Source organism: Ornithinibacillus salinisoli (genome assembly GCF_042684965.1).
In the GTDB taxonomy this organism is placed as follows: Bacteria; Bacillota; Bacilli; order Bacillales; family Amphibacillaceae; genus Ornithinibacillus; species Ornithinibacillus salinisoli.
Genome location: NZ_JBHUMI010000017.1, coordinates 37,387 through 61,427, shown reverse-complemented (window position 1 = coordinate 61,427; position 24,041 = coordinate 37,387). Strand labels below are relative to the sequence as shown.

General features: G+C 36.2%; 21 protein-coding genes. 3 read left to right on the top strand and 18 right to left on the bottom strand.

Annotation, left to right across the window (positions count from 1 at the left end; all coding sequences use genetic code 11):
• Window positions 1-3 precede the first annotated feature (3 nt).
• A complete protein-coding gene (locus ACFSTA_RS14305; RefSeq protein WP_377557449.1) occupies window positions 4-1,617 on the bottom strand; it encodes a gamma-glutamyltransferase family protein in 1,614 nt (537 codons plus the stop codon).
• Window positions 1,618-1,825: 208 nt separating this feature from the next.
• Between ACFSTA_RS14305 and ACFSTA_RS14300 the strand changes: the two genes are divergently transcribed.
• Window positions 1,826-2,275, top strand: coding sequence for an Lrp/AsnC family transcriptional regulator (locus ACFSTA_RS14300; RefSeq protein WP_377557448.1), 450 nt, complete (start codon window positions 1,826-1,828; stop codon window positions 2,273-2,275).
• Between the two features lie 606 nt (window positions 2,276-2,881).
• Here ACFSTA_RS14300 and asnB read toward each other — a convergent pair.
• A complete protein-coding gene (asnB, locus tag ACFSTA_RS14295) occupies window positions 2,882-4,726 on the bottom strand; it encodes an asparagine synthase (glutamine-hydrolyzing) (RefSeq protein WP_377557447.1) in 1,845 nt (614 codons plus the stop codon).
• A gap of 182 nt (window positions 4,727-4,908) precedes the next feature.
• Between asnB and ACFSTA_RS14290 the strand changes: the two genes are divergently transcribed.
• Complete coding sequence (locus tag ACFSTA_RS14290) at window positions 4,909-5,196, top strand: TIGR04104 family putative zinc finger protein (RefSeq protein WP_377557446.1); 288 nt, start codon at window positions 4,909-4,911, stop codon at window positions 5,194-5,196.
• Window positions 5,197-5,254: 58 nt separating this feature from the next.
• On the opposite strand, the gene ACFSTA_RS14285 is transcribed toward ACFSTA_RS14290, so the two are convergent.
• From ACFSTA_RS14285 to ACFSTA_RS14210, 16 genes are all read right to left on the bottom strand, one after another.
• A complete protein-coding gene (locus tag ACFSTA_RS14285) occupies window positions 5,255-6,205 on the bottom strand; it encodes a dipeptidase (RefSeq protein WP_377557445.1) in 951 nt (316 codons plus the stop codon).
• 12 nt (window positions 6,206-6,217) lie between these two features.
• Window positions 6,218-6,931 (bottom strand): gamma-glutamyl-gamma-aminobutyrate hydrolase family protein, encoded by a 714-nt coding sequence (locus tag ACFSTA_RS14280; RefSeq protein WP_377557443.1) that lies wholly within the window; start codon window positions 6,929-6,931, stop codon window positions 6,218-6,220.
• Between the two features lie 97 nt (window positions 6,932-7,028).
• Window positions 7,029-8,441: an SLC13 family permease gene (locus ACFSTA_RS14275; protein ID WP_377557442.1), complete on the bottom strand. Its 1,413-nt coding sequence runs from the start codon at window positions 8,439-8,441 to the stop codon at window positions 7,029-7,031.
• A 4-nt stretch (window positions 8,442-8,445) separates the two neighbouring features.
• Window positions 8,446-9,933, bottom strand: coding sequence for a tripartite tricarboxylate transporter permease (locus ACFSTA_RS14270; RefSeq protein WP_377557441.1), 1,488 nt, complete (start codon window positions 9,931-9,933; stop codon window positions 8,446-8,448).
• Between the two features lie 12 nt (window positions 9,934-9,945).
• Window positions 9,946-10,404, bottom strand: a complete 459-nt coding sequence (locus tag ACFSTA_RS14265) for a tripartite tricarboxylate transporter TctB family protein (RefSeq protein ID WP_377557440.1) — start codon at window positions 10,402-10,404, stop codon at window positions 9,946-9,948.
• Between the two features lie 64 nt (window positions 10,405-10,468).
• Entirely contained in the window at window positions 10,469-11,473 is a 1,005-nt protein-coding gene (locus ACFSTA_RS14260; RefSeq protein ID WP_377557438.1) for a tripartite tricarboxylate transporter substrate binding protein, read from the bottom strand.
• A gap of 398 nt (window positions 11,474-11,871) precedes the next feature.
• Entirely contained in the window at window positions 11,872-12,549 is a 678-nt protein-coding gene (locus ACFSTA_RS14255; protein WP_377557437.1) for a response regulator, read from the bottom strand.
• A complete protein-coding gene (locus ACFSTA_RS14250; protein ID WP_377557436.1) occupies window positions 12,546-14,147 on the bottom strand; it encodes an ATP-binding protein in 1,602 nt (533 codons plus the stop codon). Before ACFSTA_RS14250 ends, ACFSTA_RS14255 begins: the two co-directional genes overlap by 4 nt.
• 119 nt (window positions 14,148-14,266) lie before the next feature.
• On the bottom strand, window positions 14,267-14,893 hold the full coding sequence (locus ACFSTA_RS14245; RefSeq protein WP_377557434.1) for a hypothetical protein: 627 nt from the start codon (window positions 14,891-14,893) through the stop codon (window positions 14,267-14,269).
• A gap of 32 nt (window positions 14,894-14,925) precedes the next feature.
• A complete protein-coding gene (locus ACFSTA_RS14240; protein WP_377557433.1) occupies window positions 14,926-15,402 on the bottom strand; it encodes an NUDIX hydrolase in 477 nt (158 codons plus the stop codon).
• Between the two features lie 101 nt (window positions 15,403-15,503).
• Window positions 15,504-16,406: an ABC transporter substrate-binding protein gene (locus tag ACFSTA_RS14235; protein WP_377557432.1), complete on the bottom strand. Its 903-nt coding sequence runs from the start codon at window positions 16,404-16,406 to the stop codon at window positions 15,504-15,506.
• Between the two features lie 18 nt (window positions 16,407-16,424).
• A complete protein-coding gene (locus ACFSTA_RS14230) occupies window positions 16,425-17,171 on the bottom strand; it encodes an ABC transporter permease (RefSeq protein WP_377557431.1) in 747 nt (248 codons plus the stop codon).
• A 15-nt stretch (window positions 17,172-17,186) separates the two neighbouring features.
• Entirely contained in the window at window positions 17,187-18,164 is a 978-nt protein-coding gene (locus tag ACFSTA_RS14225; protein ID WP_377557430.1) for an ABC transporter ATP-binding protein, read from the bottom strand.
• 15 nt (window positions 18,165-18,179) lie between these two features.
• Window positions 18,180-18,833 (bottom strand): ABC transporter permease, encoded by a 654-nt coding sequence (locus ACFSTA_RS14220; protein ID WP_449290220.1) that lies wholly within the window; start codon window positions 18,831-18,833, stop codon window positions 18,180-18,182.
• A 280-nt stretch (window positions 18,834-19,113) separates the two neighbouring features.
• Complete coding sequence (locus ACFSTA_RS14215; RefSeq protein WP_377557429.1) at window positions 19,114-19,311, bottom strand: small, acid-soluble spore protein, alpha/beta type; 198 nt, start codon at window positions 19,309-19,311, stop codon at window positions 19,114-19,116.
• Window positions 19,312-19,392: 81 nt separating this feature from the next.
• Window positions 19,393-21,786 (bottom strand): penicillin acylase family protein, encoded by a 2,394-nt coding sequence (locus tag ACFSTA_RS14210; RefSeq protein WP_377557428.1) that lies wholly within the window; start codon window positions 21,784-21,786, stop codon window positions 19,393-19,395.
• A gap of 177 nt (window positions 21,787-21,963) precedes the next feature.
• Between ACFSTA_RS14210 and ACFSTA_RS14205 the strand changes: the two genes are divergently transcribed.
• The gene (locus ACFSTA_RS14205) at window positions 21,964-24,000 is read left to right on the top strand and encodes a LuxR C-terminal-related transcriptional regulator (protein ID WP_377557427.1); all 2,037 of its coding nucleotides are present in this window, start codon (window positions 21,964-21,966) and stop codon (window positions 23,998-24,000) included.
• Window positions 24,001-24,041: the final 41 nt, after the last annotated feature.

The window sequence follows — 24,041 nt, the reverse complement described above, 5'->3', positions numbered from 1 at the left end:
CAATTACCAAGATGCCACCTTTCCATCTGTTCGCGACTCTGTACCACCGATAAGAACTCCTGTATCTGGATCACGCCAGATAATTTGCCCGCGTCCAAAGCTGTTTGGTTCAAGGGCTATTCTTATATGATGTCCTTTTCTAGCTAATCCTTGTGCTAAATGATGTTGGAATCGATTTTCTACTTCAACTTCTTTGTTCTTCATCCATTGCCAACGTGGTGCATCCAGTGCAGCCTGTGGGTTCAGACCAAAATCTACGGTATTCATAACAACCTGAACGTGACCCTGCGGTTGCATAAATCCACCCATCACGCCGAATGGACCAACGGCTTGATCATCCTTCGTCATAAAACCAGGGATGATCGTATGATACGTACGCTTACCACCCGCTAATGCATTGACATGATTTGGATCCATAGAAAAATTATGCCCACGATTTTGTAAAGCTATCCCAGTCCCAGGAACGACTAATCCAGAACCAAAGCCCATATAATTACTTTGGATGAAAGATACCATATTCCCTTCCCCATCCGCTGTAGCTAGATAAACTGTTCCACTTAGGGAAGGTTCTCCTGCTTCTGGTAAAACAGCTTCATCTCCGATTAACTTTCTACGCTCATCTGCGTATTTTTCACTTAAAATCGCTTCTGCACTATAGCGCATAAGATTTTCTTCTGTTACATGCTTTTCTCCATCTGCAAATGCAAGCTTAATTGCTTCAATTTGTTTGTGGTACGTATCAACAAATTCTTTCTCAGCAAAATCAAATCCTTTTAACATGTTCAGTGCTTGTAGTGCTACAATACCTTGACCATTCGGTGGAATCTCCCAAACATCATAGCCACGGTAATTAACACCAATTGGTTCAACCCATTCTGCTTTAAATTCTGCCAAATCTTCTGTTGTTAAATAGCCGCCATTTTCTTTAGAAAAATTCGAGATTTTTTCGGCTATCTCGCCTCGATAAAATGATTCGGCATTTGTTTTAGCAATCGAACGTAACGTTTCAGCATGACCTGGTGATGACCAAACTTCACCAACTTCTGGCGCCTTTCCGTTCGGGGCAAATGTATCAAACCAATGTTTAAACACATCATCCGTTAATTTCTTCTTATAAATATTGTATGCACCTTTCCAATACTTTCCTAATGTAGGCGATAACGGGTAACCTTCTTCTGCATACTTAATCGCTGGTGCCAATACTTCTTCCAATGGAAGTTTACCAAATTTACTTGATAATTCCGCCCATGCCCCAGGAACCCCAGGTACAGTAACAGGAATCCAACCATGTGTCGGAATTTCTTTATGACCAGATTTTTTCACTGCTTCTATCGAAATACTCTTTGGAGATTTACCACTTGCGTTTAAACCATGTAACTTCCCTTTCGTCCAAACAAGTGCAAATGCGTCTCCACCAATCCCATTTGAAGTCGGTTCCACCACAGTTAAACAAGCTGCAGTAGCAATTGCCGCATCAATGGCATTTCCACCTTTTTTTAGAATATCCAAGCCAGCTTGAGAAGCTAGTGGTTGGGAAGTTGCAACCATACCATTTTTAGCATATGTAGCATGTCGATTTGTTGCATATGGATAAGACTGATGATCAAAAGAAACCATGTGAACACTCCTTTTTTTATATAAAGCAATAATTCTTAATTTTATTTCATAGTACGAAATATATAGTTTTCTGTCAATCTTTTAATCTACAAAAATAAACCAAATCCAATATTAAACCTTTACTAAATAACGTAATTATTTATTATCACTTACACTTTGTGTTATAATCACTCAAACAATATGACACTTGTATTAGGAGCCTTTAAAGATGAAATATGATGATATTGATCGCAAGTTATTAAATTTATTAGCTGAAGATGGTAGATTGTCTTATGTAGAATTAGCTGAAAAAGTAGGTTTGTCAAGGGTTGCTGTGAAGGATCGAATCCAAAATTTAAAAGAAAAAGGCGTCATCGAAAAATTTACAGTCGTTATTAACTCAGAGAAGTTCGGAAAGAATGTATCTGCGTTTTTTGAAGTAGATGTTGAACCGAAACAGTTACAGGAAGTAGCACAAAATTTAGCAAACAACACGAACGTAGCTAGTATTTATCAAATGACAGGACCGAGCACTTTACATATGCATGTACTAGTTGAAGATTTTAAAAAACTAGAAACATTTATTAACGATGAATTGTATTCTGTCGAAGGAATTACAAGAGTAGAAAGCTCCATTATTTTGAAACGATTTAAAAGTCGCACCGGGTTTAAACTATAAGGCTGGGACAAAAGTGTTTTCGTCAACTATATTGCTAATCATATATAGACTGTTCAGTAATTTAAAATGGTGGGTCGCTTCAGAATAAAATGCCATTCGGTCGTTCATAGCAGGGAAGAAAGCCCGAATGAGGGGAATAAAATGCCGAACGGTCGTTCATAGTAGTGATGATAGCCCGAATGGAGAGAATAAAATGCCATTCGGTCGTTCATAGCATAGATGAAAGACCGAATGAAGAGAAAAAAGTTCCAAATGGTCGTTCATAGCAGTGATGAAAGACCGAATGAAGAGAATAAAGTGCCAAACGGTCGTTCATAGTAGTGATGAAAGCCTGAATAGAGAGAATAAAATGCCGAACAGTCGCTCATAACAGTGAAAAAATTCCAAATGGAGAAGAGAAATAATAAATGATTCACGTTGCACTTACTGCACAGTTTCTATCAACTAAGAATTAAGGTCTTACCGTTGAAATAGAAATAATCTAACGTCGTATATCGTGTAATCGGTCATCTTTAGAGTAGAAGCTTAAGTTATGTCCCAGGCTAATCCAACTTTTTAATAATTTTAAAAGCCCCCAAGCGACACGAAATCACTCAGAGGCTTCATCTATTCATTCACCGTAACATTATATGTCCGTAACCAATGATCAATCTGACCTAAATGTGCGATCAACTGTGGACCTTTCATCAGTTGCCCATACCATGGATCCTTAAATTCTTTTCCTTCACTACGTACAATTGCCTCCACTTTATCACGACGCAAAAATTGAAATAATGGGGAATCCGAATCCGCTAAAACTTCTTCCATCCAGTCTACTACTTGCTTCGTGTATTCGGGTTGGAATGTCTTTGGATAAGGGCTCTTTTTTCGATATAATACTTCGTTTGGTAAGATTCCTTCCAACGATTTTCGGAGTATACCTTTTTCCCTTCCTTCTAACTTTTTCATCTCCCATGGTATATTCCAAACATATTCTACTAATTTATGATCTGCGTACGGAACCCTTACTTCTAAACTAGCTCCCATACTCATACGATCCTTCCGATCTAGCAACTGTGCCATGAACCAGTGTATATTTAAATAGAACAACTCACGACGTCGGGCATCCTGCTCACTTTCACCTTCTAATAATGGGGTTTCAGCAATTGTTTCTTTATACCTATCATACGTATAAGCTTTTAAATCTAACTTCGTTTGCCATTCTGGATGTAGTAAGTCGATTCTTGAATCCAACGATCTCATCCATGGAAAACCATCTGATGAACTTTCTGGATTATGGAACCAAGGATAACCACCGAATATCTCATCAGCACATTCCCCAGACAAACTCACTGTAGTATGGTTTTTAATTCGGCGACAGAACCATAATAATGAAGAATCAATATCCGCCATACCGGGTTGGTCTCGTAAGTATACAGCTTCCTTCAATAACCTTGCTAATTCATCATCCGAAATATATTCATCATGATGATCAGTGGCAAATTCCTTTGCCATTTTTTCAATCCATGGCCTGTCATTTGAAGGTTGAAATTTACTTGCTACAAAGTGCTTTTCATTTCCTTCATAATCTACAGAAAACGTTGGCAAGCTACCTTTTCCCTTATTTTCAAAATAATTTGCTGCAATTGCGGTAATGGCACTTGAATCTAAGCCACCTGACAAAAAAGTTGATACGGGTACATCAGAAACTAATTGACGCTCCACTGCATCTACGAATAATTCTCTTACACGTGCAGCAGTCTCATCTACAGAATCCTCATGTTCCTTGCTTTCTACATTCCAATAACGCCATACCTTTAATCCATCTTTCGAAAATGTAAGAGAATGTCCCGCTCTAAGCTCAGAAAAACCTTTGAATATTCCATGACCAGGGGTTCTTGAAGGACCAAGTCCAAATATCTCAGCCAAACCATCACGGTCTACTTCAGCTTTTACATCTGTATGTGCTAAAATTGCCTTTAACTCCGAGCCAAAAATAATGCGACCTTCATTTTCCAGGTAGAATAATGGCTTTACGCCAAGGCGATCACGAGACATAAACAAATGCTCATTTTCATCATCCCATACACCAAATGCATAAATCCCATTTACATAATCCACACACGTCTCTTTCCACTCAATATATGCCGTTAATAGAACCTCTGTATCCGATGTCGTCTTAAAAGAGTAACCCTTCCTCCGTAACTCATTTCGTATCTCGTCTGTATTATATAACTCACCATTATAGACAATAGTATACTTTTTCCCATTTACTTGTTTATGCATCGGCTGTTTTCCACCTTCAAGATCAATAACAGCCAGTCGCTTATGGCCAAATCCAATATGTTTATCTAGCCACACTTGAGTATCATCAGGCCCTCTTAACGATAATGTATCTGTCATTTTTACTAATGTTTGAAGTTCCGAGCGTACATCTTTTCGCCAGTTAACAATGCCAGTAATTCCACACATTCTGCTTCATCCTTTCTCGGTGAGTAAAATTACTCTACAGATCATATGTATGCAGAAAGTGATGAAAATATTCCAAAGCAATCTATTATTATATGAGGATTTCACTTCCTTATGCATTTTTTAGTCAGAATTTTATGATATAATGGGGGTAAGTTAAAATGTTCGAAGAAGGGTGAGTTCTTATGCCTACCTGTCAACACTGTAAAAAGGACATTACCTATAAACAAACACTGAAAATGATATTCAGGTCCAAATGTCCAAGCTGCGGAGTAAAGCAATATGCTAGTGCTGCATCGAGGAAAAAATCTGCCATTTATGCATTTCTATATCCGGTGATTTTTTTTGCGAATGTATTTTTTAATTTCTCATGGTGGATCACTAGTCTGTTTATTCTAATAGTCGCATTAATTATCTTTTCAACGTATCCATTTATCATGGAATTTAGCAATGAAGAGGAGCCCTTTTGGTAAAATATGAAGAAAGGAAACGCTAGTATTAAAAACGTTTCCCTTCAACTTTACGTACTTTCTACTGTGGACGATGTTCCAAAAAGTTTCGGTAAGCAAATCCTTTGACTTCATCCTCTGAATAGCGTTTTAATAACGCATTAATTAAGTTTTGATACTTTGACGTATTTTCTAAGTTGTCTACAAAACAACTAATCCCATCGAAATCTGATCCAAACCCTATTTGATTCACTCCACCTAATTCACAAAGATAATCAATATGTTTTACTAAATCATCAATCGTTGCGTCTCGACGATCTTTATTAATGAAAGGTGGATTGAATACGACGTGGATCAAACCATTATGCTTAAACATCCCTTTTATTTGTTCATCATCTAGATTTCGTCGATGATCACAAAGCGCTTTTGCATTAGAGTGACTGGCAATTGGATATTTGGCTAACTCCATAACATCCCAGAAACCCTTTACACTTAAATGAGAAACATCTGTAAATACAAGGTTTTCATTGTTCAACTGGACAACTTCTTTTCCTAAAAGCGTTAATCCACCTCCACGAACTTCACCTGCTCCGTCTGCACAAAGGTTGGCGTTGTTCCATGTTAATCCTATCGAAAGTACCCCTAATCGATAAAGGTGACGAAGCTTCGTCAAGTCATTTCCGAAAGCATCGGCTCCTTCCAGTGTAAGAACTGCTCCAATCTCGCCTTCACTTAACGAATCAAAATCATGCCAGCTTTTTATGTGCTTCATTGCTGGATTTTTCCCTAGTATTTCCGTATAAAACAAATCAATCTGTTCCAAAGCGTGCTGCCATTTTTCATCAGAAGGTACTTCTGGTTCAATAAAAACCGCAAAATATTGCGCCATCACCTCTCCTTCTTGTAGATAACCAAGATTAGTTTCTAATTCCCTGGAATTTGAAAAATGTAATGGATGTACTTCATAAGGTTTTCCTCGTTTTGCTAGTTGTAATTTTAGTAGTGCGTCACAATGAGTATCTATTATTTTCATCTTATCCCTCTCTTACTGTGTTTTACTTGCCTCAATAAATCCCTCATAAATTCTTATTGATGCTTCATCTTTAGCTGGGGACATGTTTTCAGGATGCCATTGTACACCAAGTGCAAATGAATGAATTTTACTTTCAATTACTTCCACAATTCCATCACTCGCTTTTCCACTGACTTGGAACGGTTCTGCAACACTCCGATTTGCTTGATGATGCCTACTGTTAACTCGTAATTTTTTCTTTCCTGTAAGACGATGAAGAAGTGAACCTTCTAAAACATGTACATAATGAGACCCATGTTCTTTCGGAGCCTTTTGCTGATGCTGTAATAAATCACCCTCAGCCTGTGCATATATATCCTGGAACATATCTCCACCAGCAGCAATATTAAGCGTTTGCGAACCACGGCAAACTCCTAGGATGGGCTTTCCCAGCTCAAGCATTCTTTTCATCAGTGTAATTTCAAATATATCTCGAGAAGGAATAATTGTTCCTAATTTAGGATGTGGTTCCTCACCAAATAATGTCGGATCAATATCATATCCACCAGTAGCATACAACCCATCAATCATTTGTGCTATTTGCTCAACATCCTCTAATGCACGATAATATGGTAGCATTAGAGGCATGCCTCCAGCTCTTGATATCACGTTTACATTATCCGATCCAATCATATAATAGCTTTGGTCAACTTCCATCGAAGAAGTGATTCCAATTAATGGTTTCATACATTCTCCCCTCCGTATATGTAGTAATGATACCATTCACTAAATACAATATGTTAAAAATATAAAAAAATCCAAAGTACTTTTAAATTCAAATTTTCTACCAGTAGAAAAGTGTAGCAATGATGGCAATCCCCACAAAAAGTATACTTGAAAATATTCCAATACTATATTGTTCTTTTTTTGTTAATACTCCTGTTTCATATGCCAAATACGTCGTTGTTGCATGAATCGGTAAAACCATCATACTGCCTATTATCAGTACAATTAAAAATGCTAATTGTATTAAAGGTAGACCAATCAATGAAGAGTAAGACATAACAATAGGGAAAATAACAATCATCGCAGAAGATGGCATAATAAAAAAGAAACGTAATATGAAAATGATTATTGCCATAATGATTACTTTTACTTCGATGCTTGTATTCTCTGGAAGAATATGAAGTAGTTGATTAGCAAGGACAGAAGCTGTACCATTTTCTGCCATTAACATGCCTAATGAAAACGATGCTCCTAATAATAAATAGTTTTCCCAATCAAACTCTCTTATTACCTTATTTGTTACCAGTCTAATACGTGAAGTTGATAAAAAAACAACATATAGCATAGGGGGTAATAGTAATGGAACATGTTGTTGGTCAGTCACGATCCAAGTCAAAATCATTAATAAAAATCCAATGACCACAATCCAAAATTTAGCAGAAATTGGTTCTTGCTCGGTTTGAATAAACCCATCGAAATTATTCTTTGGTATTTCCTCGTTCGTATGATGTGCAAGGAATTTCCAGACAACAAGCACAATAATCAATGACCCGATCCATAATGGGGGTGCAATTAATAAAAACCAATCTAACCATCCCAATTCAGCGACATTGTAATCTCGTAGTAATTGCGATGCCAAAATCGGAAATCCTCCACCTGTGTAAATAATCATGGTTGCATTTTGATTCATCATTCCTATGACATAGATACAATATTTTTTAAATAGACTTTTATTTGATAAGCCATAATATTTATTTAAACTACTAATTAGTGGCAGCAACATTTTAAACCGAGCCACTGCAGAAGGTAGCAGTATAGGAAGTATTAAAATAAATATTGGTAATCCAATTATAATAAAACGAGGTCCACCTTTGCTGATCTTGAATAAAAAACGAGCTATAATTTTATCTATCCCTACTTTTACTAAAGCCTGACTTATAATGGATAGCATTAAAATGAAATAAAGGGCAGGTGAAAGAAAGCCTACGACTGCCTGCTCAATGTTATCAACTAACTTGAAAAGTAACATCAAGGCCAAAATTAAAATACTGCTTGCACCAGTTGGAATTGGAGTCGTAATCCATAAAAATATAGCAATCGCTAGCAATAATAAAGTCCACTTTTGTTGTACAGAAAAATTTTCTAATAATGCAGAATGCCCTATTGAAATAATAAAAAACAATGCCATACCTATAAATAGGTACAGCATCATGTTTTTATTTAATTGTATTTCCTTTAGAAGTAATTTCATTATATCACCTCTTGCGTTTCCGTAATTGTCCAATAATCGGAAAGGCAAATGATAGTAATCCAATAATTATTAGCGTTAAGGCAATTGGTTCTTGGATAAAAATCATATAACTACCATTAGAAATTGTAAGTGATTGTCTAAATGACTGTTCCATCATTCCTCCAAGAATAAATGCTAGGATAAATGGTGGTGCCGGGAAAGAAAACAATCTCATAATAAAACCAATAACTCCAAATAGTAGTAACATGTATAGATCAAATGTACTGAAACTGATTGCATACACGCCAATAATACTAAACATAATAACGAGCGAAATTAGTAAAGGACGAGGTATTTTTAATATTTTCGAGATATATGGAATTAATGGTAGATTTAATATTAATAAGAATACATTTCCGATATACATACTAGCAATAATGCCCCAAAAAATTTCTGGGCGGTCAGACATAAGTAATGGTCCTGGTTGTACTCCTAACACTAAAAATGCTCCCAATAAAACAGCAGTAGTACCAGAACCTGGGATACCTAAACTAAGTAAAGGAACAAACGCCCCACTAGTTGCTGCATTATTTGCTGCCTCTGGTGCAGCAAGCCCTTTTACAGATCCTTTTCCAAACTCTTCTGGTTTCTTTGAAATACGTTTTTCGGTAATATAACCAATAAACGAAGCAATTGTCGCTCCAGCTCCAGGCAAGACACCTAATATAAATCCCATGAAAGACTGTCTCGAAACTGGTCCACTCATCGCTTTTGCTTCTTGTTTCGTTATTTTAAGGCTACCAAGTTTATGTGTATGATCCATGGAAAGATCTTTTCGCTTAATGATTAACGTACAAACTTCCGCTAAAGCAAATAAACCTAAAGCAATGACTAAAAAATCTATTCCCTCTAGCAAATTAGCATTTCCAAAGGTAAAACGCTGTGTACCTGTTTGAGCGTCGATGCCAATCGTTACTACCATAAACCCGATAACCGCTGATATTAATGCCTTAATCGTAGACCCTTCTGATAAACTAGTAATTGCAGTCAATCCTAAAAACATTAGAGCAAAATATGCAGGCGGACCAAATGAAATGGCAACACTTGAAAGCATGGGTGCTAAAAGCATTAATAAAATTACACTTATCGTTCCCCCAATAAATGAAGAAGTGGCTGCAATTGCTAGTGCCTTTCCAGCTTTACCTTGTTGTGCCATTGGGTATCCATCAAATGCAGTAGCAACTGTTCCTGAAATACCAGGAGCATTTAAGAGAATGGATGACGTTGAGCCACCAAACACTGCTCCATAATAAACACCAGCCATCATAACTAATGCTGGTGTTGGGTCCATTCCAAATGTTACAGGGATCATAACAGCAATGGCACTTATTGGACCTAGACCAGGTAGCATACCTATAAAAGTACCAATAAATACACCAATTAATACAAATAAAATTCCTTCTACACTAAATGCGACTTGAAATCCTGTTAAAATACCTTCTATTGAACCCATCTGCATCCCTCCTTAAAACGGCAATATTCCTTGTGGTAAACTGATCTGGAGAAATTCTGTAAAAGTAAAATACATAAATAAAGGAAATAGAATTGCGACGACTACATTCGTAATATGTTTTCTATATCCTAGGAACCAAGAACAGAAAAAAATGAATATTGCTGTAGTAAGCACAAAACCAAGAACTTCTAATAAAAAGATATAAAAGAATACAAATACAAAAACAACAAGTAGAGCCAAAACATCCTTTTTAGGTATGTTTCTTCTTTCCTTCTGTTCTTCTGTTTCTGAATCCTTGGTAAAGAATAGCGCTACAGCCAATATTACCAATAAAAAACCTAATCCCTTTGGTAACACATCTGAATCTATTTGTGCATATGGATATGACGGTAATTGATATGTGAGAAACAAATAGCCGATCGCAATGAATAAAAGTACGATACTTAATTTTTGATTTAACGTTTTTAACATGTAGTCACCACCTTACTTCGAATGAAGGAAGTCAATGACCCGTAATCATTGACTTCCTTATTAACTATTCTCCAAGTCCTAATTCATCCAGTAATGCTTGCACTTCATCATTTTGTTCTTCTAAAAATGCTTTATATTCTTCACTATTCATATACATTTCATTCCATCCATATTGATTACGGATCTCAGCAAATTCTTCCGAGTCACTTAACTCTTGGAATTTATCTTCATAATACTTTACTGCTGCTTCATCCATATTTGGAGGTCCAAAGAATCCCCGCCAATTTACAAAAGTCGCATCAATGCCCTGTTCCTTAGCTGTTGGAAAGTCTTCAAGTACTTCACCTTCTAACCTCTCTTCAGATGTAATACCTAGAACTTTAATTGATCCCGCTTTAACCTGCTCAATTGTTTCCGATACACCTGTGGAAAATACTTCAACACTACCATTTAATAGCTGCGTTAAACCAACACCATCAGGATCTGTAACATATTTAATTTTCGTTACATCAACACCAGCAGCCTTAGCAATTTGAACAAATTGAATGTGGTCCATGCTACCAGGAGATGATGTCCCAACTACTGTAATACTTTCAGGATCTTTCTTCATATCTTCAAATAACTCATTTAAATTGTCCCAAGGCGCATCTTCCCTTACAGCAAATGCTGCATAGTCAGCAATCATATTCGCTAAGGGAGTAAAATCCTCATACCCATACTCTGATTGACCATTTAAAGGAACTAGAATAAGTGGTGGAGAAGCAACAAATAAATTATGTGGACTTCCTTCATGTCCAGCGACATAAGCCCAACCTACCGCTCCACCTCCACCAGGCTTATTCACAACGCCTATATCTTCTTCAATGATTCCTGTTTCACCGAATACTTTAGCTGCCATTCTAGCAGTTGTATCCCAACCACCACCTGCCCCAGCTGGTGCTACAATTTCTATAGCTTGCTCTGGTTCCCATTCACCATTTGTATCTCCACTTGAAGCTTCGTCATTTGAACAAGCAACTAATGATGCTAACAAAAACATAAACGTTATGAAAAATAAACATTTTTTCATTTTAAATAATTCCCCCTTGTTTAAAAATTAATAAAAGTACTTGTTCTCCAATATAAATTATTGCTCATATAATGTAACCGTTTTCAATTTAAAAAACAAAAAGTTCTTTTCATCTATTTTGTTCATTTTGTTCATGCATTGATCATAAAAAAAAGCATCATCATAAATTAGGCAGTTCTCTTCCGAATAGACGATTAAACCCAAAATAGAATAGCAAATTCTTTGGTACCGTTTTTATCACTTGTTTAACACAAAAAAACTTGGATAGAAATAAATCTAATCCAAGCTTTTTTGTGTAAGGGATATTTATTTGTTTAAATCATCACGGATAAAACTTCCATTACTAATCTGGAAAAAACATCAAAATTAGCAATTCATACATACGCTTTCTCTAACTATTATTTATTCATATGATAGCGACGCTCTGGCCTACCAACAATTCCATATTCTAACTCTGCAGTTATAGCCCCAGTTGAAATTAAGTATTCTAAATAACGACGAGCAGTGGTACGTGATACTCCGATTTTCTCTCCCATTTTTTCGGCCGTAATTCCAGAATCAAGTTGGTTAATAATCTTTGTCACTTTTTCAAGTGTTAGTGGATCAATCCCTTTAGGTGTTTGTTTCGTTAAATTGTTTGTTTCCGAATAATGGCCAAAATATTCATCTAATAAAGATTGATCAACCTCCACTTTTTTATCAAGCTTTTCCTTCATTTCTTTAAATCGTTCTACCGTTTCAATAAATCTTTCCATTTTTACAGGCTTAATTATATAATCAAACACACCATTACGAATCACTTCCCCAACGATACCCATTTCCGTAGCAGCAGATATCATAATAATGTCAATGTTAGGGTCAATGTTACGAATATCTTGAATAAGCTCCGAACCAAGTATATCAGGCATGTACACATCTAGTAGAACAAGATCTACATGATGACTATGAACTAGCTTTATCGTTTCATCTCCATTTAATGCTTTTCCAACTACCTCAAATCCACTAACTTTCTTTAAAAATTCTTCATGGATATTGGCAATTCGAAAATCATCTTCTGCAATAATAACCTGAATCATTTAGAATCCCCCTTTTTGCCAATATTTTTTGTTAAAAAGATAGTAAATACTGCTCCACCACTAGGCTGGTTATGAAATTCTATTTGACCTCCAAGCTCATCTACTGTTTCTTTTACTAATGTCAGTCCAAACCCTCGGTCATTTCCTTGTTTCGTAGAGTATCCTTTTTCAAAAATCCTTGTTATCCTATCATCTGATATTCCTTCTCCATTGTCAGAAACCTCAATAACGATATCCCCACCGACATCTGTTACAAAAAATATTACTTGTTTATCCTCCTGATGCTCTACAGCTTCCAGCGCATTATCAATCAGATTCCCTAAGATAGTAATTAATTTTGGAAGATCCACTTGTTTAGGTAATTTTTCCAGATGACTATTTCTATCAATTTTAAAATCAATCTTTTTCTCTGAGGATTTTCCTATTTTCCCTAAAAGAATTGCTTGTACTGTTCTTTCTTTTATTTGCTCCAACAATACTTTATTCTGAACAACATTCATTTTTGACTCTGCCTGAATTAACTCAATTGCTTCGTCATAATGTCCTAATTGTAGTAACCCAGATAAAACATATAATTTATTTGTATACTCATGTGTTTGAGCACGTAGATCTTCTGAGTATTGGCGAACTTCCTTTAACGTATTTAACATCTCATTAATCTCTGTTTTATCTCTAAAACTAGCAACTACTCCAACAACATTTCCTTCTTCATTAACAATCGGTGTTCGATTCACGATTACTTGCCGATTGTTCAAGAACATTTCATCATCCTTCATCGTATCCCCAGAATTTAGCACATGATACATCTTCGTATTTGGGAATACTTCTTCAACTTTTTTATTAACATTATACTTTGATAAACCTAATATTTTTTGGGCCGATTCATTCATCATTGTAATGATCCCTTGATGATCAATGGCTATTATTCCCTCTTTAATCGACAATAGAATAGCGTTTCGATCCCGGAACAAGGAAGCAATCTGATGTGGTTCTAAACCAAATGTATCTTTTCGTATATTCCTTGCCAGTAGTATCCCACCTATACTCCCTACTACTAACACAACTAACGATGCACCACTAATTTTTAGTAGTCGATTATAAATAATTGTCTTAATGTCTTCTACCATAAAACCAACAGATACAATGCCAACAACTTCACCTTTGTCATTAAATATTGGTGCTTTCCCTCTTAGTGAAGGACCTAAACTACCCACTGCTTTTGAAGTATAGTATTCACCATGAAGTAAAGCACGATCATTATCTCCTCCCACCATCTTTTTACCAATCTTATTAACATCTGGATGGGCATACCGAATACTATCTTTATTTCCTAAAACAATAAACTCTGCTCCAATTAATCCTCTAATTCCTTCTACTATCGGTTGGATTACCTCTGCTGGATTCTCTAATTCATAAGCTTCAATGATTGATGGCATTACGGAGATTGTGGTAGCTACATGAAGTGCCTGCTGTCCGATTTGTTCTTCAATATCCTGTGATTCAAAATATGCATTTATTGCCGTCAATAATATGGTGATTATAACAATTAAACCGATTATTAATACGAGAATTTTCGTCTTCAGAGATATTTTTTTCATACTACATAAAATCCCCTTCTGTTGTCTGCATATTGCTAATTTATCATAATACTTTAAAAAATAGTACAATACTAGACTTATATATTTAAAATAAAGATAGCGCTGATTCACAACAAGAATCAGCGCTTCATCACCTCTATGATATATTCCTTCAATTTTTCATTTGTTATAAAACCTCGAATACCCTCTTTACTCATAAAATATTCCACTACTTCTTCCCTTTCTAACCCTAACTCCAATAACCCCCGTGCTATTGTAGATAAATATGCAGTAGCAGGTTTATTTATCTTCATATTTTTCTTTGGATCATTATTCGTAAACGTAAACATCGGCGCACCGTCCATAACGCCTAAATATACAACTCTACCATACCATCCAGAGCCAATAGATAAGGAGCCGTTGGCAATCACTTGTTCCAAATCGATGTACATGGTGGATCTATTGTTTTCTTGTGCCACAACTTCACTAAACTGTTCACCTGTAATCAAGTATCTTCTTCCAATCGTATTTGTTTGGTGCTTCCTTTCATGATCGATAAAAGCTACCCCGCCGATTCCCCATTTGCTCCTTTCTTTTGAAAAGTATAAGGAATATGGTATTTCTATTTTCCCATTCGCTTGTGGAGGGGTTTTATCTGTACAGCCAATCTCCGCTTGGGCAGAACCAGGGGGGCGGTCTCCATAGATATAGCACATGAACCGGTCTTCGCAAAGATTAGAGCCATAGCTTACATACCAAACATCCACACCTATACCTCCTAATAAACGCTATATTATTCTCAGCCCATTTCATCCTTAATCGTGAGAAACTCTGGATGTAATGGAAGCTTTTTCAAACCATCCCTTAAAAATTCTGGATACAATTCTATTTCATTTAATCTACTAATTGGAAACCATTGGTAGATTAATACACGATCGCCTTCCTTACCTGTAAAAGGCTCATTCCCTTTGTATAAGGAATCCCTTAAACTCACGTGATAATAAGCAGCAATTTCATGGAATGCTTCCCCTTCAAATTGAAAAAAATTCTCGGTAAACCATAGTAAGCGATCAACGACAACCTCCACATCGAGCTCTTCCTTCATCTCTCTAACAGCTGTATCTTCTGTACTTTCAAACATTTCTACCCTGCCACCAGGAAGAGCCCAATGTTCATCATACTCATTTCTATGTAATAATACTCGATCCTGATCAATTACGATTACACCAGTACGAAAATTAAATCGACCTGGACCGATTGGAATTGATATATCCAAAACCATCCCTCCTCATTCTAAAGTAATTCGATTCTTATCTATGAAAATCCTTTATATACAATCAAAAAATAGCACCAAATCTAGTGCTATTTTTTGCCTACCTATTCTTCTAATAATCCGTTCTCTACTAAGAAATCTCTTGCTACATCATCCACGCTATTCTCTTCGATATCTACTAGGTAATTCAGTTCACGTAATGACTCATCTGTTAATGTTTCTGCAAGTGGTTGCATGATTTCTTCAATTTCAGGATACGTTTCATAAGTTTCCTCGGTCATTGCAATTGCTGCATTATAGGAGGGGAAAAATTGCATGTCATCTTCTAGATTTACAAAGTTGAATGCATCGATTCGTGCATCGGTTGCAAATCCAACTGATGTCTCCACCTCTTCGTCACGTAATGCATCATAGTTTAGACCAATACTCATTTCTTTCACGTTTTCATCCGTAAATTCAAAGCCATACGTCTCTTCCACTCCAGGCAGTCCATCTGGACGGTTTGCAAACTCTGCATCGGTTGCAAAACTAAATGGATTTCCATTATTATTCATATAATCTGCTAAATCACTAATGGATGTAATTCCTAGCTCATCCGCATGGTCTTGGCGCATCATGATCGTGTACGTATTATTAGCCTCAGATAAATTTGTCCAATAAATTCCATTGTCTGCTTGATCAATCTCATTTACTTTTTCATATGCAACTTGCTTTTCTGCAATTGGATCCTGTCCTAAATAAGTTACTAACCCTGTACCGGTATAATCCCAAGTCAAATCAACCTGTTCATTTTCAAGTGCTTGTCGTAATGCACTACTTCCCATATTACTTTTTTCGTCTACTTCAAAACCATTCTCTTCCAAAATTAGGGTTGTCATTTTAGCCAATAAAAATTGCTCTGTAAAGTTCTTCGCTCCAACCGTAATTTCTTTTTTATCACTATCTCCACAAGCAGCCAATGTAACTGCTAGTATAACCGTTGTTACTATTAATAATAATTTCTTCATGTAAAAAATCCTCCTAATTTATGATTTTAATACCTGTCTTGCCATTCTTAATCCTTTTGGATCAAGTACATATTGTAGTCCTCGTAAAAGATAATCGATAAATATAGCTAACAATGTAACTGGAACGGCGCCTGACATAAGATACGTATTATCAAACAATTGAATCCCAGTAAATATCCATACACCAAGGCCACCGCCACCAATTAGATAAGCAAGTGCTGCTGTACCAACATTGATGACAAGGGCTGTTCGAACACCAGCCATTATCGAATAAGCTGCATTTGGCAATTCGATTTTAAATAAGATCTGTAACGAAGTTAATCCCATACCTTTTGCTGCGTCTTTTGCATTCTCATCCACTGAATCCAAACCTGCTATAGTATTCTGTAGAATTGGTAATAACGAGTAGACGAATAGTGCAACAATTGCTGCTTTCATTCCTATTCCTAGAAAACCCATTGCTAGTGCTAACACAGCTAGACTTGGAATCGTTTGTCCTAGATTTGCAATATTAACAACGAGCCATTCCGCTTTTCGAAACCTCGGTCGCGTCAATATAATTCCTATCGGTACCGCAATTAGAATCGCTAATCCTCCAGAAATCAGTATAATAACGATGTGCTGTTGTAATAGAGTTAAAAACTTATCACTGTCTTCAAAAATTCGTGAAAACATTTGGTTAGCGAATGCCCAATAGAAAAATGCGATAACTAGGATACTGAAAAAAACTTTTACAACTATTGCGATGTATTTATTTCTATCCATTTTTTCAGTCCTTTCCTATGAAACAGTAGTTCCTCTGACCTCTAACTGAAGAAACTTATCAATCAGACTGAGTGTGATACTTCCTTTTTGATTGTTCTCCTTATCTATGACGATTAACTGTTCCGCTTCTTGATTTAACAGCATAGATATAGCAATTCGAAGAGATGTTTCTTCTTGAATTGTTTTTGCTTCACTAGATTGAGAGATCCCCTCTAACGCCAGTGCATTTGCCAATTCTTTTATTGAATATAAACTCATACTTTTTAATACACGATCTCTTCCAACAAATTCATTAACAAATTCATTTTTAGGATGGTTTAATATCTCGGAAGGGCGATCGTATTGCATGATTTGACCATCACGAAGTAACGCAATCTTATCCCCCATTTTTACTGCTTCATCAATATCATGACTGACAAATAAAATGGTCTTTTTGACCTCTTTTTGTATTTGTAAGAATTCTTCTTGTAATCTTATCCGCATAATTGGATCAAGTGCCCCAAACGGCTCGTCCATTAGCATAACAGGTGGATCTGCTGCTAATGCTCTCGCAACACCAATACGTTGTTGTTGACCTCCAGATAGTTCATGTGGATATCGCTTTCGGTATTCATCTGGATTGAGACCTATTAATTCCATTAAATAGTTAAAGCGATCTTGTTGTTTCCTTCTATCCCAACCAAGTAAATCAGGTACAATCATGACATTTTTCTCAATAGTCATATTAGGAAATAATCCATTACTCTGAATGACATACCCAATATTTCGACGCATGTTGATTTGATTCATCTCCTGAACCTTTTGATCATTTAAGATAATATCACCAGAAGTAATGCTTTCTAGTTGATTGACCATACGAAGTAATGTTGTCTTACCACACCCAGAGGGTCCAAGTAGGATAACGACCTCACCATCTTCTACATCAAACGTTACATCACGTAATGCTTGAACATTCCCATTATATATTTTCGATACATTTTGAAATTGGATCACATTTTCACCTCATCGTTAACTTTTAATTCCTTTAGGAGTAAATTTGTTTTGCAAGAATTTCAATAAGAAATCAGCAATGATAGCTAATATAGATACGACAACGGCACCTGCTAAAACCATCGTACTATTGGACCGTGATATTCCTTGATTGATTAAAACACCGAGTCCACCAGAACCAATAAAAGCAGCAATTGCACCAATACCAATATTTAATACGGTTGCCGTACGAATACCAGCCATTATTAGTGGCATCGAGTTAGGAATTTCTACCCGCATCAATCGTTGAAAGGTTGTCATTCCAATACCTTTTGCTGCATCACGAATATTAGGATCAACATCATTAATTGCAGTATAGGTATTTCGGATAATTGGGAGTTGGGAATATAAAACAAGAGCAATTAATGCGGGTAAAAAACCAATGCCTTGACCTATTACAGATAATACCGGAATCATTATGCCGAATAAGGCAATACTTGGGATAGTCATGATAATCGAAGTAATTTGAAGAACTGTTTCTGCCAATGCTTGATTTGTAGTTAAATAGATACCAAGTGGGACACCAATTAATATTGCGATTATGATTGCTAGCCCTACTAGTTGGATATGTTCAATTGTATAACCTAGAACTTGATCATAGTTGCTACTTAAGTAATTAAAAAATTTCACCATCTGTATCACCCCCTGTTGGTCTAGTAGAAAAAACTCCAACATATTAATGTTAGCAATGATGACATAGTGATACAAATGGACTATGTATATCAATAACAGCTATATTTGTATTATTTATAAGTATTCTCAATAAATAATTACTCGAATAATAAAAAACGGCAATTTATAGATGATTATGGTAAAATATGCACGTTTTCCAAATGGAGGAACTATGCAGTTGATTTCATTCATAAACGACACAAACAAAAAGAAGCCCCCTGAGAGGCTTCTTTTTGGTATGCTACTTTTCCCCATTTCGCATACTAGATTCGGCCATTTGAACCATGCGTTTGACCATTTCCCCACCTACAGATCCGTTTTCACGTGCAGTTGTGTCAGCTCCTGGCTGAACACCAAATTCATTTGCAATTTCCTCTTTCATATGGTCCATTGCACCTTTTGCACCTGGCACTAACAATTTATTATTGTTCCTTGCCATAACCGATCACTCCTCGTGGGAATTGTGAACAGATTACATCTGTTCTATCTTATGTTTTGATAGATCCGATATTCTATACCTTTACTCTGGTAAGAAAGTTAATGTCTTTCCTACTTCTGTATTTAAATCAGTTAAATGGTAAGTGCCATTGACCCAATCATCTATCTGATCATCATACCATTCACTTTTAAAATGTCCTTCTTGACCAGGACCCACGATGTGATACCCTGCGTTCATATCATTTGTATCAATCACAAAACGCCAGGAGGCTCCGTGGTTTACTTCTCCAGTTTCGGAATGATAAGCTGCAGCCATTGGTGTTACTGCACTCCCTCCTACTGGCATAGGATCTTCATTATTAAATAAGTATGTAAGTACTGGATGGACTGCTGACAGTGGGTGATCAAATTGTACCGTATGATAATCTCCCCACTTCCATGCTGTTAGATCATCTCCATATACTTCCGTAAGCTTGGCAATCGTATTTTCAAGAGAACTTTTCAATACGGTCTCCAACCCACCATTTTCTGTTATCCAAATGGACTCTTCACCACTTGCTGCCTTTCGTAGTAGTTCGTCCGTGGTTTGACCACGACTACCAAAAAGCCCCATGACGCTTTCAGGAATCTCATCATGATATAGTATGGCTTCCATTTCATCTATCCAATGATGGAATATTAATGGCTCAGGGTAGTTGACATCATCTGTATAATCCCATTTCTCAAGTAAAGATAAAGCTATCTCGCCATCTTCATTCAGTTTTACACCTTTTAAGTTTTCGATAAAAATAGGAACAAACTCACGAGCTTGTAAATTTGTTATATCCATTTGTAATGCTTGCATATCCTGAACAGTCAGATCTTCGCCTGCCTCCAATACTTCCGCTATTCTCTCATATCGATATGGCTGTGCCCAAACATTACTGATATGGTAAGGGTAATCATCACCAACTACTTTATTATTCGCAGTAGCAATATAACCTTTTTCAGGATTCACTAATGTTGGTAATTCATCATATGGGATAAACCCTTGCCATTCATGCTCTGCATTCCAACCTGGTAATGGCAACAAGGCATCATCACCATCCGTATAAATAGGTATTCTTCCATTGGCTTTATAAGCGATAGTGCCATCATTAGCTGCAAACACAAAGTTTTGGGCAGGAACAAGGAATTTTTCTAATCCCTCTTCAAACTCCTCCCAATTCGTCGCACGATTAATTTCCAATATTGCCTCTAGTTCTGTTGTTGGGTCTAAAGCAGTCCATCGTAGTGACAAAACAGTATCTTTCCCACTTTCCTCCGCAAACTCAGATACAATTGGTCCATGCCTCGTTTCTGTTACGTGATAGTCAATAGTCTCGCCATCTTTTACATGGATCGGCTCTTCTATTACAGTTGCTTCTTCCCAATCCTCTTCATACAAATACTCATTGTCGTTATCTGGATTTCGCTTCTCTATATATAATTGCTGCACATCAGGCCCAGTATTCGTTACTCCCCAAGCAATATGTTCGTTGTGACCAAGAATAATCCCAGGAACACCTGCAAAAATAACACCACTTACATTTACTGCTTCAGACTCCAAATGCATTTGTAGCCAAATGGATGGAGTTGCTAAACCTAGATGAGGATCATCAGCTAAAAGCGGTAACCCTGATTCTGCTTTTTCCCCACTTACTACCCAGTTATTACTTCCATTAAAAGCATGTGGGATAACCGCATTCTCAAAGCTGGACGCAATATCTATTTCTTCCCCTTCCATAATTGTTGGCTTATTATTAGGATAATGTGGGAATAGTTCATACGCTTTCTCTTGTTTAAATTGGTTTAATACATAATAGTTAAATGCCTGACGTTCCCAATTACCACCGAGATCAAAAGCCATAAATTTTCCAATAGTTAAAGAGTCAATCGGTGACCATGGTTCCGGCTCCGATCCCATCAGTAAAAATTCAACTGGTAAACTGTTATTATCTTTTGCTTCGTCAATATACGCATTTACTCCTTCCGCAAACCAACTTAGAACTTCCTTTCCTTCATCTGAATATATCTCATATGACTTCTCCGCAGCTCGTCTTAATCCTAACGTTCGAAAATACTTGTCTTGATCAATTACCGCTTCACCAACTACTTCACTAAGTGTTCCCGATGCCTGTCTACGTGATAGCTCCATTTGAAATATTCGGTTTTGGGCCTGTAAATAACCTTGAACGACAAATAAATCATGATCATTTTGTGCCTTGATATGTGGTATACCACTATCATCAGTTAGAACGACTACCTCTTCTTCCAGCATTGGTAGTGTTATCGTTCCTTCTATTTGTGGAAGTGATTTATTCATGAATACGTTTACAAAAATGAGTACTGTAATACAAACAATGAGAACACTCCCACCTATAATAAGACTAATCTTTTTCCAATTTCTTTTTTTCTTTTGTTTTGATACATGCTGAACAGCTTCCGCTTGATTCAAAACCTACCTCCCCCTTTATCGTTTGTAAATTCTGATAAGTTTATCTTAGCATAAACAAACGATAAATAGTTAACCTTTGATAGTGAAGCTATTACGAGCCTTATTGACATGTTCATTCCGCTACTTTACTATAAAAAATAGTTAGATTGTTCTAAAAATTATCCAAGGGGGAATAGAATGGCTTTCAACACCAATGATGATATTTCGGAGTATGCCAGCAAAACAAGTGATTTTATTGAAAAAGTAGAGGAAGATTTCTTTATTGGCAGACATAAGGAACGAAAACTATTTCAAGAGTGGATCACGGAGGAATCTCCAACACTGAAAGTCCTCCATCATTATGGTACTGGAGGAGTGGGAAAATCATTTTTATTAAATGCATATCATCGTATCGCTAAAGAAAAAAACGTTCTGTTTTTACAACTTGATAGTCAGGAATTTAATCATACACCAGCAGGATTTGCTGAACATCTTCTTCAAATAATAGAGTTTACAATCAGTACAAATTATAATACGATTCCATCCTATTCCGTAGAAACATGTTTACAACTCTTAGGGAAAATTGCTACTAAAAAACGTATTATACTAGCTATTGATACCTATGAACAGATGGATGATTTAGATCGATGGTTTCGACAAGTATTTGTTCGGAATTTACCAAAGGATGTATTTATTGTGATGGCAGGCAGAGGTAAATTGAAAAACGAATGGATTACATCATCTACCTGGAGTCAGGTAACAAAACAAACAGAGTTAACAGAATTTAACTTTGAACAATCACGAACCTATTTAAATAGGTTTAACATTAAAGATGATCAACTAATACACACCATTTGGAAGTTTTCAGAAGGCCATCCGCTGACACTCTCATTAACTACACTGACAAATATGGATAATGGATTAGAAGATCTGAATCAAAATACATCACATATACTATTAGAATTGACCGAAAGATGGTTAAAAGAAGTGAATGATGAGGAAGTACACCGTCTAATCTATATTGCAGCACTTTTCCATAATTTCGATCAAGCGAGTTTATCGGTAGTTCTTGAACAAGAAATATCTGTTAAAACGTTTAGTGACCTTACGTCATTTTCGTTTATCCGCGCAAATCAGCATGGATGGTCAATGCATGATTTAATTCGGGATGCCATTCAGTTGGACTTAAAGCATCGAAATCCAGTTTATTATCAATCTATTTCAGAACGGATTGTTGCATATTACTATAACCGAACCATTGAAAGCCGATCGCCACATGATCTGGCTCAGTTTTTTTATCATCTAAGAAATGATTTTATACAATCTGTACTTTTTCAGGAGTACATAGAAAACTCCATGTACTTAGAACCTGTCGAAGAATATAACTTCCATGAAGTTGAAGCATTCTTTGATTATAAAAGAAAACATATCGCCGAAAGTGAAGCAGAATTCTACAATCGTTCACATAATAAAACATACCAATTTTATGCTTCCATACAACATAATAAAAAAGAAAATGAATTGCTTGGGCCAGAATATATTAAAAAGGTGGGCTATAATACAACACGTCTATTAAAGAACGAGTTTGGAGAAACGATTGGATTAACTATTATCGTTCCAATTAACAATAAAACGTTGAAATACTTAGCAACTGAGCCTATTTCGAAAAACTATTTTGATCAACTATCGATCGAAGAATTAGAAACATTTAACGTTACAGAAGAAAATAATGCTGGTTGGTATATCAGACATATTGATTACATTGATCCGGCTAATATATCGGCACAATCCTTTTTATTATACAATTTAATTCCATTATTATTACTTGATGGGAAGATTATAACTTCATCATCCATTCATTTTTTTCAAGACATTTTAACATACGTAGGCTTTCAAGAAGTCCCTGGAGCTACATCATATGACTTTGGTGATGATATGCCTTCTCCTACCTATATGCTTGATGTTCGTGGTTCTAAGTTAGCAGATTATTTAAAGCAATTTTTAACTCATTCTACAAATGATGTCAAAATAGATTTAATAGCTGAAACGCTAGCACTTACAGATCGAGAAAAAGATATAGTAGAACTGTTGCTTGAAGACAAAAATAATAGAGACATTGCAAATAGTTTATATTTAGCTGAAGTAACTGTAAAAAAACATATCAGTAGAATCCTTAAAAAAGCTAACGTAAAAAATCGTACACAATTAATCAAACAGATCATGGAACTTGTCTAGCTAAGACACAAGATAGGAAGGCCCATTCCTATCTCGTGTCT

What these genes read in the sequence shown, in the direction of transcription:
- ACFSTA_RS14305 (WP_377557449.1), bottom strand. Translation starts at nt 1,617, where the DNA reads ATGGTTTCTTTTGATCATCAGTCTTATCCATATGCAACAAATCGACAT.
- ACFSTA_RS14300 (WP_377557448.1), top strand. Translation starts at nt 1,826, where the DNA reads ATGAAATATGATGATATTGATCGCAAGTTATTAAATTTATTAGCTGAA.
- asnB (WP_377557447.1), bottom strand. Translation starts at nt 4,726, where the DNA reads ATGTGTGGAATTACTGGCATTGTTAACTGGCGAAAAGATGTACGCTCG.
- ACFSTA_RS14290 (WP_377557446.1), top strand. Translation starts at nt 4,909, where the DNA reads ATGCCTACCTGTCAACACTGTAAAAAGGACATTACCTATAAACAAACA.
- ACFSTA_RS14285 (WP_377557445.1), bottom strand. Translation starts at nt 6,205, where the DNA reads ATGAAAATAATAGATACTCATTGTGACGCACTACTAAAATTACAACTA.
- ACFSTA_RS14280 (WP_377557443.1), bottom strand. Translation starts at nt 6,931, where the DNA reads ATGAAACCATTAATTGGAATCACTTCTTCGATGGAAGTTGACCAAAGC.
- ACFSTA_RS14275 (WP_377557442.1), bottom strand. Translation starts at nt 8,441, where the DNA reads ATGAAATTACTTCTAAAGGAAATACAATTAAATAAAAACATGATGCTG.
- ACFSTA_RS14270 (WP_377557441.1), bottom strand. Translation starts at nt 9,933, where the DNA reads ATGGGTTCAATAGAAGGTATTTTAACAGGATTTCAAGTCGCATTTAGT.
- ACFSTA_RS14265 (WP_377557440.1), bottom strand. Translation starts at nt 10,404, where the DNA reads ATGTTAAAAACGTTAAATCAAAAATTAAGTATCGTACTTTTATTCATT.
- ACFSTA_RS14260 (WP_377557438.1), bottom strand. Translation starts at nt 11,473, where the DNA reads ATGAAAAAATGTTTATTTTTCATAACGTTTATGTTTTTGTTAGCATCA.
- ACFSTA_RS14255 (WP_377557437.1), bottom strand. Translation starts at nt 12,549, where the DNA reads ATGATTCAGGTTATTATTGCAGAAGATGATTTTCGAATTGCCAATATC.
- ACFSTA_RS14250 (WP_377557436.1), bottom strand. Translation starts at nt 14,147, where the DNA reads ATGAAAAAAATATCTCTGAAGACGAAAATTCTCGTATTAATAATCGGT.
- ACFSTA_RS14235 (WP_377557432.1), bottom strand. Translation starts at nt 16,406, where the DNA reads ATGAAGAAATTATTATTAATAGTAACAACGGTTATACTAGCAGTTACA.
- ACFSTA_RS14230 (WP_377557431.1), bottom strand. Translation starts at nt 17,171, where the DNA reads ATGGATAGAAATAAATACATCGCAATAGTTGTAAAAGTTTTTTTCAGT.
- ACFSTA_RS14220 (WP_449290220.1), bottom strand. Translation starts at nt 18,833, where the DNA reads ATGGTGAAATTTTTTAATTACTTAAGTAGCAACTATGATCAAGTTCTA.
- ACFSTA_RS14215 (WP_377557429.1), bottom strand. Translation starts at nt 19,311, where the DNA reads ATGGCAAGGAACAATAATAAATTGTTAGTGCCAGGTGCAAAAGGTGCA.
- ACFSTA_RS14205 (WP_377557427.1), top strand. Translation starts at nt 21,964, where the DNA reads ATGGCTTTCAACACCAATGATGATATTTCGGAGTATGCCAGCAAAACA.